The sequence below is a fragment of the Pseudoduganella aquatica genome, assembly GCF_020865585.1.
In the GTDB taxonomy this organism is placed as follows: Bacteria; Pseudomonadota; Gammaproteobacteria; order Burkholderiales; family Burkholderiaceae_D; genus Rugamonas; species Rugamonas aquatica_A.
On record NZ_CP086370.1, the window covers coordinates 4,886,611 to 4,899,111 of the forward strand.

Here is a 12,501-nt window from a genome sequence, read left to right on the forward strand (position 1 = left end):
CCGCGCGTAACCCGCCGCGCCGGCGCCGCCTGCGGCCACAAAAAAAAAACCCATCCCGGCGAGACGCCGGAACGGGCAAAAGGTTGCTCGTGAATTTCTGTTATTGATACGTGACGACTAGCGTAGGACGGTAATTCGCGTTCCCATGCTCTTTCGTTCCATACTCCACCGACGAGGCGCTGCCGAAATTGGCGGCGCCCTCCAGCTTCATCGACAAGACCTTGCTGCCACCCATCACGCCGTTGGCCGCCGCCGTCACATCAATCTCGACCGGCGTATTCACCGCAGGCACCTCCCAGCTCCCCAGCAAGCCGCCATTGGCCGGCATGGTATTCCAGGTCACCGCGCCTTCAGTCCAGTTGTCCGTGCCGGTCTGGTACAGATTGTGCGTCACGCCCGCCATGCCCACCGACGTCGGCGTCAGTTTCAGCTTGGCGCTGGTGACCGTGCCGCTGATTGTGGACAGGTCAAACTTCAGCAGCGCTTTGCGCGTATAGCTCACCGTCTCCTGCTTGACCACCATGCTCGCCGTGGCGCCGTAGTTGGTGGTGGCGTAAGTGCCGTCGCGCAGATACGCATCCCCGGCAGGTCCCAGCGACGTCTTGTTCGTCAGCGCGAACTTGGCCTTGAAGGACTTGCCCAGCGAGCCATTGACGCTGACCGCCAGCTTGATCGTCGCCGCGCCCGGATTGAGGAAGCTGATGGCGTCATCCTTGCTCACCAGGTTGCCGCTGCGGTTCACTTCCAGGTTAATCAGGCCGGTATTGAGCTGGGTCGGATCGGCCACCGCCAGTTCCAGCTCGCCGCCCACCTGCCGCAGCGTGACCACCGAACGCTTGTCGCTGGTCAGATACGGCTGGCCCGCCACGTTGACGGTCTTGGACGAATCAAACCAGTACACCACGCCCGTCACGCCCTGCGCATTGTCCCGGACCGCCGTGGCGGTGGTGGAACGCTCGATCACGCTGATGGGATTGGCGGCGGCAAAGGCGGCGGTTTCCTCGGCGCTGCGGTTGGGCAGCAGGATATAGGTGTAGACCGCGTTCGTGGGATTGACACCGTGGTTCAGCGCCAGGCTCAGGAAGTTGTTGCTGACCGAGGCCGTGCCGCCGTCGTCATTGATCGCGCGCCACGTCCCGCTGCGGCTTTCCCTCAATGCGGCCACGGAAGGCAAGTCCGGGAAGACATAGCCGATATCGGAGCCGTAGGAGGTGTTGCCCGCCAAATGCGCCCACTTGGTGGCGGGCATGGCCTCGGACCAGGCCAGCGTGCCTGGCTTGGCGTTGGCCACGTCGTTGACGGTCAGCTGATTGTCGCCCGCCCCGTTCAGCAAACGGTTCTCCACGATGGTCTCCACCGGCACGCCGTCGGTGCTGGTGATGCCGGTGCCGACGGCCACAATGCGGTCGCCGAACATGAACCAGGCCTTCTTTCCCGACAAGGTGCTGGCCGTTGAATTGGTCATCGCGAACTCCATGGCGGCGGTGGCGAACTCGCGGTTCAGTTCCGCGCCGCCGATGGCGTTCTTGGGATTGCTGTAGTGCTTCCACGCCACCAGCGTGCCGCTGCTGCCGTCTGTCGTGGTGCCGGACAGGCGCCGCGGATTGACCGTGGGCCAGTAGTTGTTGGTGTACTGGGTCTGGTCCGCGTTATACAGCTGGGTCATGCCTGCGCCGGTCCACCAGCCGAACTTGTTTTCGCCGTTGCCGTATTCGAAAGCGCTGATACGCTTGGAGAACATCGACAAGGCGAAGGCATAGCCGTCGCGGCGCGACACGGCGCGGTCCGCCGACGGGAAGATGCGGGTTTCGTTCCCTTCCGGCGCGGACGGAATGCTCGGGTCATTCAGGATGGCCTTGATCAGCGCGATATCGAACACCGGCACGCCCGCGCCGGCCCAGGGCGTGAAATAGCTCTCGCCAAAGCTGCCGTCGCGCTCCACCCAGCCCTTGATCACGGACTTCAGCTGGAACGCCTGCGGCTCCGGCAGCACCTGCGCCAGCTCGGCCAGGGAGTTGATGGTGGAACGCCCGGTAAGATGGTCCGACGAGCCCTGGCGCGAAATGCTGCGGCCGCGCTGGTTGTCCATCATGGCGCCGTCGAAGATGAAAGGACGGTAGGCATTCATCGCCCAGTCAAAGGGATTGAGGTAGTTCGGGTCCGAGCTGATGGACCAGGCGGTATCGTTGAGCAGGTAATACAGCTTGCTGATATCGGCCAGCAGCACCGTGCCGTAAGCGCCAACATAAGGCGTGTTGGTGTGCTGGATAAAGCTGCCGTCGGTGTAATAGCCGTCTCCCTTGGAAACGTAGACCAGGGCGGCGGGTATGGCGTCGCGCCCCGCTGCGATCTTGCTGCCGTCCTTGCCGACTATGCCGCGCAGCACCGCGCCGAGCGCCTTGTCCAGCCGGTTGGCCGCCACTTCCTCAATGGCATTGGCGGCAATGGTGCCGTCCATGCTGGCGCGCTTGATCGGATTGGGCGTGTAATGGTCCATCGCGGCGACGACGGCGGCGATGCGCTCTGGCGTCAGCAGGCTGTAGTTCGCCATCATGAAGGTGTTCAGATTGGCCGGCGTGCCTATCTGCCAGTCCCACCAGTTGTCGTAGCCGGTGCCGGTGGCCGAGTAGCCATGCGCGATCAGCCAGTCCAGGCTCTCCAGCGTGGCCTGCAGCACCTCGACACTCTGGTAATAAGGCGAACTGGAAGACTTGTAGGCCGCCATGAGCGCGCTCAGGCGGGCCACGCTGGCCGTGACGTTGGCCGACACCGTGCCCAGCGGCAGATCCGGCCACAGCGCCGCGCGGTCCGGCGCCTGGTTCAAGGTGGTCCAGTAGCGCTCGTTGGCGCTGCTGCTGTTGGCCGCCTGCATGGCCACGTCGGGGTCATTGGCAGCCAGGGCCGGGGCGCTGGCGGAACGGTTCAGCCACTTGTTGCGCAGGTCGTCGTACACGTCGGCGCGGGCCGGGGCGGCGGTCAGGCCGGCATGCAGCAGCAAGGCCAGCAGCAAGCCGGGGCGCCGCGGGCGGAAAGCGAGATTCATGTGTTTCTCCAAAGTGTGCGCAACCAGGATTATTTTTATCAGTTAACGTTATCACTCAAATACCTGCAGGCGCAATCGAAATACCCGCGCGCCGTTTGCCGGCCACAACAAACCGCAGTTGCAATGCGATCATCAAAGTGATAACGTTAACTCACATCCTTGCGCCCAACTTTTCCAGGACACCCACATGACCGAAAAACGCCGCGACTTCATCAAACAACTGGCCGCCGCCAGCGGCGCCATGCTGGCGGCGCCGTCCCAGGCCGCCGCGCCGCGCAAGCCGGGCAAGAGCCGGCCGCCCAACCTGCTGCTGGTCTTCCCCGATGAAATGCGGGCGCAAGCGCAGCAATTCATGCAGGCCGATCCCGTGCTCACGCCCAATATCGACCGCTTCGCCCGCGAAGCGCGGGTGATGCGCGAGGCCGTCTCCAACTACCCGCTGTGCACGCCGGCGCGCGGCATGCTGATGACGGGCCAGTACGCCATCCGCAACGGCATGACCGGCAACTGCCACGACTACGGTGCCCTGGTCGGCATCGACCTGTCGCGGCATGCGCTGTGCTGGTCCGACATCCTCAAGGCCCAGGGCTACGCCACGGGCTACATCGGCAAATGGCACCTGGACGCGCCGCATGCGCCCTTCGTGGAAAGCTACAACAACCCGCCGCACGGCATGAAATGGAACGAATGGACGCCGCCCGAGCGCCGCCACGGCTTTGATTACTGGTACTCCTACGGCACCTACGACCGCCACCTGACGCCCATGTACTGGAGCAACGAGAGCACGCGCGACACGCCGCTGCATATCCGCCAATGGGGGCCGGAACACGAAGCCGACAAGGCCATCGGCTACCTGAAAAACGAAGGCGGCAAGCTGCGCGATCCCGCCAAGCCCTTCGCGCTGGTGGTGTCGATGAACCCGCCGCACAGCCCCTACGACCAGGTGCCGCAGCGCTACCTGGACCTGTACGCAGGCCAGAGCGCCAAAGAGCTGAACCGCAGCCCGGCGGTGAACTGGGACAAGGCCTACGCGGCGGGGGCCGGCCCGCGCCACGCGCAAGCGTATTTCGCCATGGTCAGCGGCGTGGACGAGCAGTTCGGCCGCATCATGAAAACGCTGGACGACTGCGGCCTGTGCGAGAACACGCTGGTGGTGTTCTTCTCCGACCACGGCTGCTGCCTGGGCGCGCATGGCGAGGTCAGCAAGAACAACTACTACGAAGAGTCGATGCGCATCCCGATGATGTTCCGCCTGCCCGGCGTGGTGCAGGCCGGCATGGACGACATGCTGATGTCGCTGCCGGACCTGTATCCCACCATGCTGGGCCTGCTGGGCCTGGAAGGCAAGATCCCGGCCACGGTGGAAGGCAGCGACCTGTCCCGGCGCATGCGCACCGGCAAAGGCGAAGGACCGGCGTCGCAGCTCTATATGTACATGCCCTACGGCGCCAACGCCTTCGGCAAGCGCGGCGTGCGCACCGCGCAATACACGCTGTCAATAGAGCGCCGGGACAAGAAGCCGCTGCAATACGTGCTGTTCGACCGCCAGGCCGACCCGCACCAGCTCAACAACATCGCCCCCGCCAACATGGCGCTGGTGCAGGATCTGGTCGAGCGCGAGCTGCAGCCCTGGCTCGAGCGCACCGGCGACCCATGGCGCCCCGCCCCGTTCGACACCAGCGGCCGCGCCAGCTAAAGCACGAGCTAACACACTCGCCTCACCCGGGGTCAGTTCTACAATCACGTCATACCTGCACCCGGGGTCAGTTCTACCATCACGTCATACCTGAAAGCATGACGTGATGGTAGAACTGACCCCGTAGGTGAAATGGCGCGATGGGAGAACTGACCCCCGGGGGGTTAGCGCAATTTTGCCAGTGACTGCTGGGAACGGATGATGTTGATCAGCGTGCGCAAGGCGGGGTGGTTGTGGCGGCGGCTGCTGTAGTACATGTGGAAGGGCTCGCTGCTGGCGGCGTAGCCGGCAAGCACCAGCTGCAGGCTGCCCTGTTCCAGTTCTTCCCGCACCCGCGCCTCCAGCACATAGGCCAGCCCCACGCCAGCCTTGGCCGCCGCGATGGTGCTGGCGGTGTCGCCTATCGTGATCAGGCCGGGCACCCGCACGTGGCGCCGCGCCCTGCCCCGCCCCAGCTCCCAGCGGTAGCTCGATTTGTCGCCCAGCAGCAGTTGCAGACAGGTGTGGCTGGCCAGGTCGTCCGGATGCATGGGCTGGCCGCGCGCTTGCAGGTAGGCGGGCGCGCCGGCCACGATCCAGCGCTGCGGCCGGCTCAAAGGCACGGCCACCATGTCCTCCGGCACGTAGTGGCCGTAGCGTATGCCCGCGTCGTAGCCTTCGGCGACGATGTCGATCGGCCTGTCCTCCACCACCACCGTGAGCCGCACATCCGGGCACTGCCGGGCGAATTCGGGGATGGCGGGCTGTATCAGCACGTGCGCCGCGTCGGCGAAGACGTTGATGCGCAGCTCGCCGAAGCGGCCCGCGCCCGGCGCGTCCAGCTCGGCCAGCGCCTGCCCTATGCGGTCGAAGCCTTCCTCCAGCCGCTGCGCCAGCTCCTGGCCCAGATTGGTCGGCGAGACGGCGCGGCTGGAGCGGTTGAGCAGCTTGGTGGCCAGCCGCTCTTCCAGCCGCCGCATGGCGTGGCTGGCGGCGGACGGCGTGAGCCCGAGCTGGATGGCGGCCGCCTTGAAGCTGCGGGTGCGCGTAATGGCGAGGAAGACCCGCAGATCCGCGAGGTCGACACGGTCCAATGTGGACATGGATGAATCTCCTTCATTGCTGCAATGAAGCAGTCTAATCCAAAATCGTATCACGCCGCCTGCGATCCGGGATATAACTGGGCTTTACACCATCAGGGATTCAAGCAATGAAACATCGCGTGTTGGGCAAGACGGGGAAAGAGGTATCGGAAATCGGCTTTGGCGCATGGGCCATCGGCGGCGCGTGGGGCGATGTGTCCGTGGCGGACGCGAAGCAGGCGCTGCACGCGTCGCTGGATGCGGGCACCACCTTTATCGACACGGCGGACGTGTATGGCGACGGCCGCTCGGAGCGCATCATCGCCGAGGTGCTGAAGGAGCGCGGCGGCCCCCGCCCCATGGTGGCCACCAAGGCCGGCCGCCGCCTGTCGCCGCACACCGCCGACGGCTACAACCGCGAGAACCTGACCGCCTTCGTGGAGCGCTCGCTGGCCAACCTGGACACCGACGCGCTGGACCTGCTGCAGCTGCACTGCCCGCCCACCGAGGTCTATTACCGTCCTGAGGTGTTCGGCGTGCTGGACGACCTGGTCGCGGCGGGCAAACTGCGCAGCTACGGCGTGTCGGTCGAGAAGGTGGAGGAGGGCCTGAAGGCGATGGAGTACGCCAACGTGGCCACGGTGCAGATTATCTTCAATATGTTCCGCCAGCGCCCGGCCGGCCTGTTCTTCGCGGAGGCGGCCAGGCGCGGCGTGGGCGTGATTGCCCGCGTGCCCCTGGCCTCCGGCCTGCTGACCGGCAAAATGAACCGCGACACCCTCTTCGCGGCGGACGACCACCGCGCCTTCAACCGCAACGGCGAAGCCTTCGACAAGGGCGAGACCTTCTCCGGCGTGCCCTACGGCCTGGCGCTGGAGGTGGTGGAGGACATCCGCAAGCTGCTGCCCGCCGGCGCCGCCATGACCCAGTTCGCGCTGAAATGGATCTTGATGGAGGACGCGGTCAGCACCGTCATCCCCGGCGCCAAGAACGGCGCCCAGGCCCAGGCCAACAGCGCCGCCAGCGCCGCGCCCGCCCTGCCGGCCGATGTGATTCAGGAAATCCGCAATCTCTACCGCTCCCGTATCGCCCCGCACGTGCACCACCTCTGGTGAGGTTTTGTTTGACTTTATAGAAAGTCTGTCGTTATCATGAAAACGTTTTCAAGAAATGTGAAAACGTTTTCAAAGACCAACTATAATTCATCAAAACAGCAGCAACGGAGACCAGCAATGCCACCAAACCGTCCATCGACCTCGCCGCTGCTATGGGTGCCCACCGGCTATTTCACCATGGCGCTGGCCTATGTGATGCTGACCAGCGTGAGCTCCATCATGTTCAAGAACCTGGGCATGGACAACGGCCAGGCGGCCGGCTATTCGAGCATGCTGATCTTCGCCTACACCATCAAGCCGCTGTTCGCGCCCTTCGTGGACATGTACCGCACCAAGAAGTTCTTCGTGCTGGCCACGCAGCTGCTGCTGGCCCTGGGCTTTGGCGCCATTGCGCTGGCCATGGCCATGCCGGGCGCGATGGCGCTGCTGGTGGCAATGTTCGTGCTGATGTCCTTCATCGGCGCCACGCAGGACATCGCCAGCGACGGCGTCTACGTCACCTCGCTGGATTCGCGCAGCCAGTCGCTGTACTGCGGCATCCAGAGCCTGTCCTGGAACGTCGGCCCCATCGTGGCCTCGGGCGGCCTGGTCTACCTGTCCGGCCGCCTGCACGCCGACGTGTTCGGCCATGATCCCAAGACCTTCGGCCCGGAGTGGATGGACGCCTGGCGCGTCATCTTCATCATCGTCGCCGTGCTGACGCTGGTGATGATGGCCTGGCATGTGCGCGTGATGCCGGACGGCGCGCGCGCACCGGACACGCCCTCCTCCGCCGCCGAAGCGCGCCGCATCCTGGTCGACGCTTTCCGCACCCTGTTCGCCAAGCCCGGCGTGTGGCTGATGATCGCCTTTGCCTTCCTGTTCCGCCTGAGCGTGGGCTTCCTGGAAAAGATCGGCCCCTTCTTCATGGTGGACCCGGTGGCCAAGGGCGGCCTGGGGCTGTCGAACGAGCAGCTGGGCATTATCTACGGCACCTACGGCCTGGCGGCCGTGCTGCTCGGCTCCCTGCTGGGCGGCTGGTTCGTGGCGCGGCGCGGCCTCAAGTCCACACTGTTCACGCTGTGCTGCGCCATCAACATCCCCAACGCCACCTTCCTGGTGATGAGCATCTACCAGCCGGACAGCCTGCTGGCCATCAGCGCCGGCGTGGTGATCGAGAAGTTCTTCTTCGGCTTCGGCGCGGTGGGCTTCATGATCTACCTGATGCAGCAGCTCGCCCCCGGCAAATACGCCACCACCCACTACGCCTTCGGCACCGGCCTGATGGGCTTGTGCGGCATGGTCACCGGCGTCCTGTCCGGCCACCTGCAGCAGATGATGGGCTACGTGCCTTACTTTATCTTTGTGATGGTGGCCACCATTCCTTCCTTTATCGTGTGCTGGAAGGCGCCCTTCCACCATGACGACGGCATGCAGGAGCCTGCCCAGGCAGCCAAGCCGGAACCGGACGGCGCGCCGAGCGGCTATTCGGCCTGAGCTCAGACAACAAGCAGCTTCTTGCCCTGCTCGCGCAAAATGGCCGCCACCCGCAGCGCCACCGGCGACAAATAAGCCTGGCGCCGGTGGCTCAGGCCGAAGCGGCGCTGCATCTGCAGCTCCGCCACGGCCACCTCGCGCACGCGCGCCCGGCCCACCACCAGGTTGAAGCGCGACACAAAGCCGAGCATTGAGGTCCGCTCCAGCACCGGCAGTATGGTGTTGAGCACGTTCGATTCAATCTGCACCTGCGGGCGCGGCAGGCCGTTGCGCTCGAAGGTCTGCTCCAGCCACTGGCGCGAGGCCACCGTGGCCGCCGGCAGCATCCATTTGTATTGCAGCAGCTCGGCCGGCGTGCGCGGCGCGTCGAAGATGGGATGGCGCTCGCTGGCCATCACCACCACCGTGTCCTCGGCAATCTGCTCGCACACCAGTTCCGCGTCGCCCTCCTGCATCGGCCCCACCGCCAGGTCGATCTCGCAGTCCCGCAGGCTGGCCACCAGGTTGTTGTTCATCGCCACCACCAGCTGCACCGTGATCTCCGGCGCCTGGGCCAGCAGTTGCTCGAACACGGCCGGCATCAGGTGCTCGGCCAGCGTGGGCAGGCAGCCAATGCGCACATTGCCGCGCAGGCCACCGGCGTAATCCTGCATCTCGCGCGCGGTCTCCTCCACCATGATGGCCATCTGCCGCGTGCGCTTCACCAGCACTTGGCCGGCGGCCGTCAGCCGCATGCCCCGGCCGTCCTTCTCGAACAGCCGGGCCCCCAGGTCGTCCTCCAGCCGGTCTATGCACTTGGTCAGCGCCGGCTGGGTCCGGTGCAGGCGCTCGGCCGCGCGCGCCAAGCTGCCTTCGGCGGCGATCACCTCGAAATACTTCATGTCCCGGAAGTCCACAACTCATTCCTCAAAGTTTAAAAATTCAAAAATTAAGTGAATATACATTATAGATTGTGCTACCTATACTCGGCTCACTGATTGCACAACACCACAACAAGGAGCACCCATGAGCCATTCCACCCCACCCGACGTGATCCGCGACATCGAACGCATCGACCCCGACCTGGTTGCGCGCGCCGCCATGTTCCCCTCGTCCATCCTGGCCGACGTGGCCGGCCGGCGCGGCGCCCTGAGCAGCCGCATCGCCCCGCTGGCGCCGTCCATGCGCCTGGCCGGCCCGGCCCTGACGATAGAAGTGCGTCCCGGCGACAACCTGATGATCCACGCCGCCATGGCCATGGCCAAACCGGGCGATGTGCTGGTAATCGACGGCAAGGGCGACGAGAGCTGCGCGCTGATGGGCGAAATCATGGTGTCGCAGTGCATGGCCATCGGCATTGCCGGCGTGGTGATTAACGGCGCCGTGCGCGATACCGAAGCAATCCGCGAGCTGGGCTTCCCCATGTATGCCATCGGCGCCAATCCGAACGGGCCGACCAAGCTGGTGCCGGGCCGTGTGAACTGGCCGGTGTCCGTGGGCGGCGTGACGGTGCAGCCGGGCGACCTGGTGGTGGCCGACGCCGACGGCGTGGTGGTGGTCGAACCGGCCAAGGTGCCGGCCATCCTGGAACTGGCGAAGAAGAAACTGGCGGACGAAACGGTGCGCCTGGAAGGCATCCGCAGCGGCGAGCAGCTGCGCCCGAACTGGCTGGACGGCGCGCTGCGCAAGGCCGGCGTGCTGGCCGAAGGGGAAACGCTGTGAACCACGCACGCGATACCATTCTGCGCGACACCATCCTGGTCACCGGCGCCGACCTGGCCGAGCAGGCGCTGGCCCTGCTGCCTTCGTTCGACATCGTGTACGCAGGCAGAACGCCGGACGAGGAACAGCTGCTGGACCTGAGCCGCCGCCACCAGCCGGCCGCCATTATCGTGCGCTACGGCCGCATCACCAGCCGCGTGATCGAGGCCAACAGCAAGCTGCGCGTGATCGCCAAGCACGGCGCCGGCCTGGACACCATAGACAGCGCGGCGGCCGCCCGGCGCGGCATCGCCGTCAAGGCTGCCGTGGGCGCCAATGCGCCCGCCGTGGCCGAGCACACCTGGGCCTTGATCCTGGCCTGCGCCAAGAACGTGGCCGGGCTGGACCAGCGCATGCGCGCCGGCCACTGGGACAAGCCCACCCACAAGAGCCTGGAACTGCGCGGCCGCACGCTGGGCCTGGTGGGCTTGGGCGCCATCGGCGCGCGCGTGGCCACCGTGGGCGCGGCGCTGGGCATGAAGGTCATCGCCCACGACCCGTATGCGACGACCGCGCCGGAAAGCGTGGCGCCGTTGCCGCTGGCCGAGGTGATCGCCGGAGCGGACGTGCTGTCGCTGCATTGCCCGCTCACGCCGGACAACGCCAATATGCTGAACGCGGCCACGCTGGCCACCATGCGTCCCGGCGCCATCGTGGTCAACACCGCGCGCGGCGGCCTGATCGACGAGCAGGCGCTGGCGGACGCCCTGCGCAGCGGCGCGCTGCTGGCGGCAGGGCTGGACAGTTTCCAGGTGGAGCCTTTCCGCGCGGACCACCCGTTTATCAGCATTCCCAACCTTGTCCTGTCGCCGCACATCGGCGGCGTGACCAGCGACGCCTATGTCGGCATGGGCGTGGCCGCCGCGCGCAACGTGTTGGCGGTACTGCAAGAACCAGCCTGACCGCAGCAAAACAAGCCCAAGCGCGCACCAAGACGCGCTTTAGGATTACAGTTACGGAGACGACTATGAACGCACTCGACAACAATACACGCATCGAAGCGGAAACCATCCGCAAGGTGACCTGGCGCCTGATCCCTTTCTTGATGGTGTGCTACCTGCTCGCCTTTATCGACCGGGGCAATATCGGCATGGCCGCGCTGCAGATGAACCACGACCTCGGCATCACGCCGCGTGTGTTCGGCTTTGCAGGCAGCCTGTTTTTCATTTCCTACTTCCTGTTCGAAGTGCCCAGCAACCTGGCGCTGCAGAAATTCGGCGCCCGCAAGTGGATCGCCCGCATCATGATCACCTGGGGCATCGTCACCGCCTGCACCGCCATGGTCCAGGGCCAGGCCTCGCTGTTCGCCATGCGCTTCCTGCTGGGCGCGGCCGAAGCGGGCTTCTTCCCCGGCGTGCTGCTCTACCTCACCTACTGGTTCCCGGCCGCCTACCGGGCGCGCATCATCGCCATTTTCATGGTGGCGGTGCCGATGGCCAGCTTTGTCGGCTCGCCGCTGTCGGCCCTGCTGCTGCAGGCGGACGGCATGCTGGGGCTGCGCGGCTGGCACTGGCTGTTCATCCTGGAAGGCGTGCCCACCGTGGCCATGGGCGTGGTCTGCCTGTTCTTCCTGACCGACCGCCCGCAGCAGGCCCGCTGGCTGACTGAAGAGCAGCGCAACTGGCTGGCCGGACGGCTGGAGCAGGAACGCAACGCCAAGAAAGGCGGCGCCAAGCCCACGGTCTGGCAGCTGTTCCGCAGCAAGGAAGTGCTGGGCATGGCCCTCATCTGCGCCACCGCCTCGTCGGCCGGCTCGGTGCTGGGCATCTGGCAGCCGCAACTGATCAAATCGTTCGGCCTGACCGTCATGCAGACCGGCCTGGTCAACGCCATCCCCTACGTGATCGCCTCGGTGGCCATGGTCTGGTGGGGCCGCCATTCGGACAAGAAGCGCGAACGCCGCTGGCACACCGCCATTCCGCTGGCCCTGATCGCCGCCGGCATGCTGTGCACGCTGCTGACCACGTCGCTGGCCACCACCATCGCGCTGCTGTCCTGCGTACTGATCGGCGCCTACTCCTTCAAGGGGCCGTTCTGGGCACTCAGTTCCAGCTGGCTCGCGCCGTCCTCCGCAGCGGCAGGCCTGGCCACCATCAACGCGGTGTCCAACCTGATCGGAGGCGGGCTGATGGTCAACGTCTACGGCTGGATCAAGGAGGAAACCGGCAGCCATGCGCTGGCCCTGATGCCCATCGCGGCGCTGGCCGTGGCCAGCATCCTCACCCTGCTCTCGCTGAGCAACAGCGCCCGCCAGACGGCGCGCAACGCAGCGGCCAACGCCACGGCTTAACAGCCCGGCAGCCGCCTCCCCTCGCAGCGTCCCGCACCGCCCCTGGCGGAGGGACGCTGCCGCCTCGCCACATCACGAAA

9 protein-coding genes are annotated in these 12,501 nt (G+C 65.6%); 6 read left to right on the top strand and 3 right to left on the bottom strand.

Annotated elements, in window-relative coordinates; translation table 11 throughout:
* Positions 1–100: 100 nt before the first annotated feature.
* Positions 101–3,043: a polysaccharide lyase family 8 super-sandwich domain-containing protein gene (locus tag KT882_RS21720; protein WP_228893299.1), complete on the bottom strand. Its 2,943-nt coding sequence runs from the start codon at positions 3,041–3,043 to the stop codon at positions 101–103.
* 187 nt (positions 3,044–3,230) lie between these two features.
* Here KT882_RS21720 and KT882_RS21725 point away from each other — a divergent pair, with 187 nt between their 5' ends.
* Positions 3,231–4,739: a sulfatase family protein gene (locus KT882_RS21725; RefSeq protein ID WP_228893300.1), complete on the top strand. Its 1,509-nt coding sequence runs from the start codon at positions 3,231–3,233 to the stop codon at positions 4,737–4,739.
* Between the two features lie 164 nt (positions 4,740–4,903).
* Here KT882_RS21725 and KT882_RS21730 read toward each other — a convergent pair whose 3' ends face one another.
* Positions 4,904–5,821 (bottom strand): LysR substrate-binding domain-containing protein, encoded by a 918-nt coding sequence (locus KT882_RS21730; RefSeq protein ID WP_161075476.1) that lies wholly within the window; start codon positions 5,819–5,821, stop codon positions 4,904–4,906.
* 107 nt (positions 5,822–5,928) lie between these two features.
* Between KT882_RS21730 and KT882_RS21735 the strand changes: the two genes are divergently transcribed.
* Both KT882_RS21735 and KT882_RS21740 read left to right on the top strand, forming a co-directional pair.
* Positions 5,929–6,915 carry an aldo/keto reductase gene (locus tag KT882_RS21735; protein ID WP_228893301.1) on the top strand — a complete coding sequence of 329 codons (987 nt, stop codon included), beginning with the start codon at positions 5,929–5,931 and terminating at the stop codon, positions 6,913–6,915.
* A 117-nt stretch (positions 6,916–7,032) separates the two neighbouring features.
* Positions 7,033–8,391, top strand: a complete 1,359-nt coding sequence (locus KT882_RS21740) for an MFS transporter (protein ID WP_228893302.1) — start codon at positions 7,033–7,035, stop codon at positions 8,389–8,391.
* Positions 8,392–8,393: 2 nt separating this feature from the next.
* Here the strand turns inward: KT882_RS21740 and KT882_RS21745 are convergent, their stop codons facing one another.
* The gene (locus KT882_RS21745) at positions 8,394–9,287 is read right to left on the bottom strand and encodes a LysR family transcriptional regulator (RefSeq protein ID WP_161075473.1); all 894 of its coding nucleotides are present in this window, start codon (positions 9,285–9,287) and stop codon (positions 8,394–8,396) included.
* Between the two features lie 109 nt (positions 9,288–9,396).
* On the opposite strand from KT882_RS21745, the gene KT882_RS21750 reads away from it, so the two are divergent.
* The 3 genes from KT882_RS21750 to KT882_RS21760 all read left to right on the top strand — a co-directional run bounded on the left by KT882_RS21750 (position 9,397) and on the right by KT882_RS21760 (position 12,421).
* On the top strand, positions 9,397–10,092 hold the full coding sequence (locus KT882_RS21750; RefSeq protein ID WP_161075472.1) for an RraA family protein: 696 nt from the start codon (positions 9,397–9,399) through the stop codon (positions 10,090–10,092).
* On the top strand, positions 10,089–11,033 hold the full coding sequence (locus KT882_RS21755; RefSeq protein WP_228893303.1) for a hydroxyacid dehydrogenase: 945 nt from the start codon (positions 10,089–10,091) through the stop codon (positions 11,031–11,033). The genes KT882_RS21750 and KT882_RS21755 overlap by 4 nt, the downstream gene beginning before the upstream one ends.
* 65 nt (positions 11,034–11,098) lie before the next feature.
* Positions 11,099–12,421: an MFS transporter gene (locus tag KT882_RS21760; RefSeq protein ID WP_228893304.1), complete on the top strand. Its 1,323-nt coding sequence runs from the start codon at positions 11,099–11,101 to the stop codon at positions 12,419–12,421.
* Positions 12,422–12,501: the final 80 nt, after the last annotated feature.

Bases quoted from the DNA above. Each gene is read 5' to 3' on its own strand.
- KT882_RS21750 (WP_161075472.1), top strand. From the start codon at position 9,397: ATGAGCCATTCCACCCCACCCGACGTGATCCGCGACATCGAACGCATC.
- KT882_RS21760 (WP_228893304.1), top strand. From the start codon at position 11,099: ATGAACGCACTCGACAACAATACACGCATCGAAGCGGAAACCATCCGC.
- KT882_RS21735 (WP_228893301.1), top strand. From the start codon at position 5,929: ATGAAACATCGCGTGTTGGGCAAGACGGGGAAAGAGGTATCGGAAATC.
- KT882_RS21730 (WP_161075476.1), bottom strand. From the start codon at position 5,821: ATGTCCACATTGGACCGTGTCGACCTCGCGGATCTGCGGGTCTTCCTC.
- KT882_RS21720 (WP_228893299.1), bottom strand. From the start codon at position 3,043: ATGAATCTCGCTTTCCGCCCGCGGCGCCCCGGCTTGCTGCTGGCCTTG.
- KT882_RS21725 (WP_228893300.1), top strand. From the start codon at position 3,231: ATGACCGAAAAACGCCGCGACTTCATCAAACAACTGGCCGCCGCCAGC.
- KT882_RS21740 (WP_228893302.1), top strand. From the start codon at position 7,033: ATGCCACCAAACCGTCCATCGACCTCGCCGCTGCTATGGGTGCCCACC.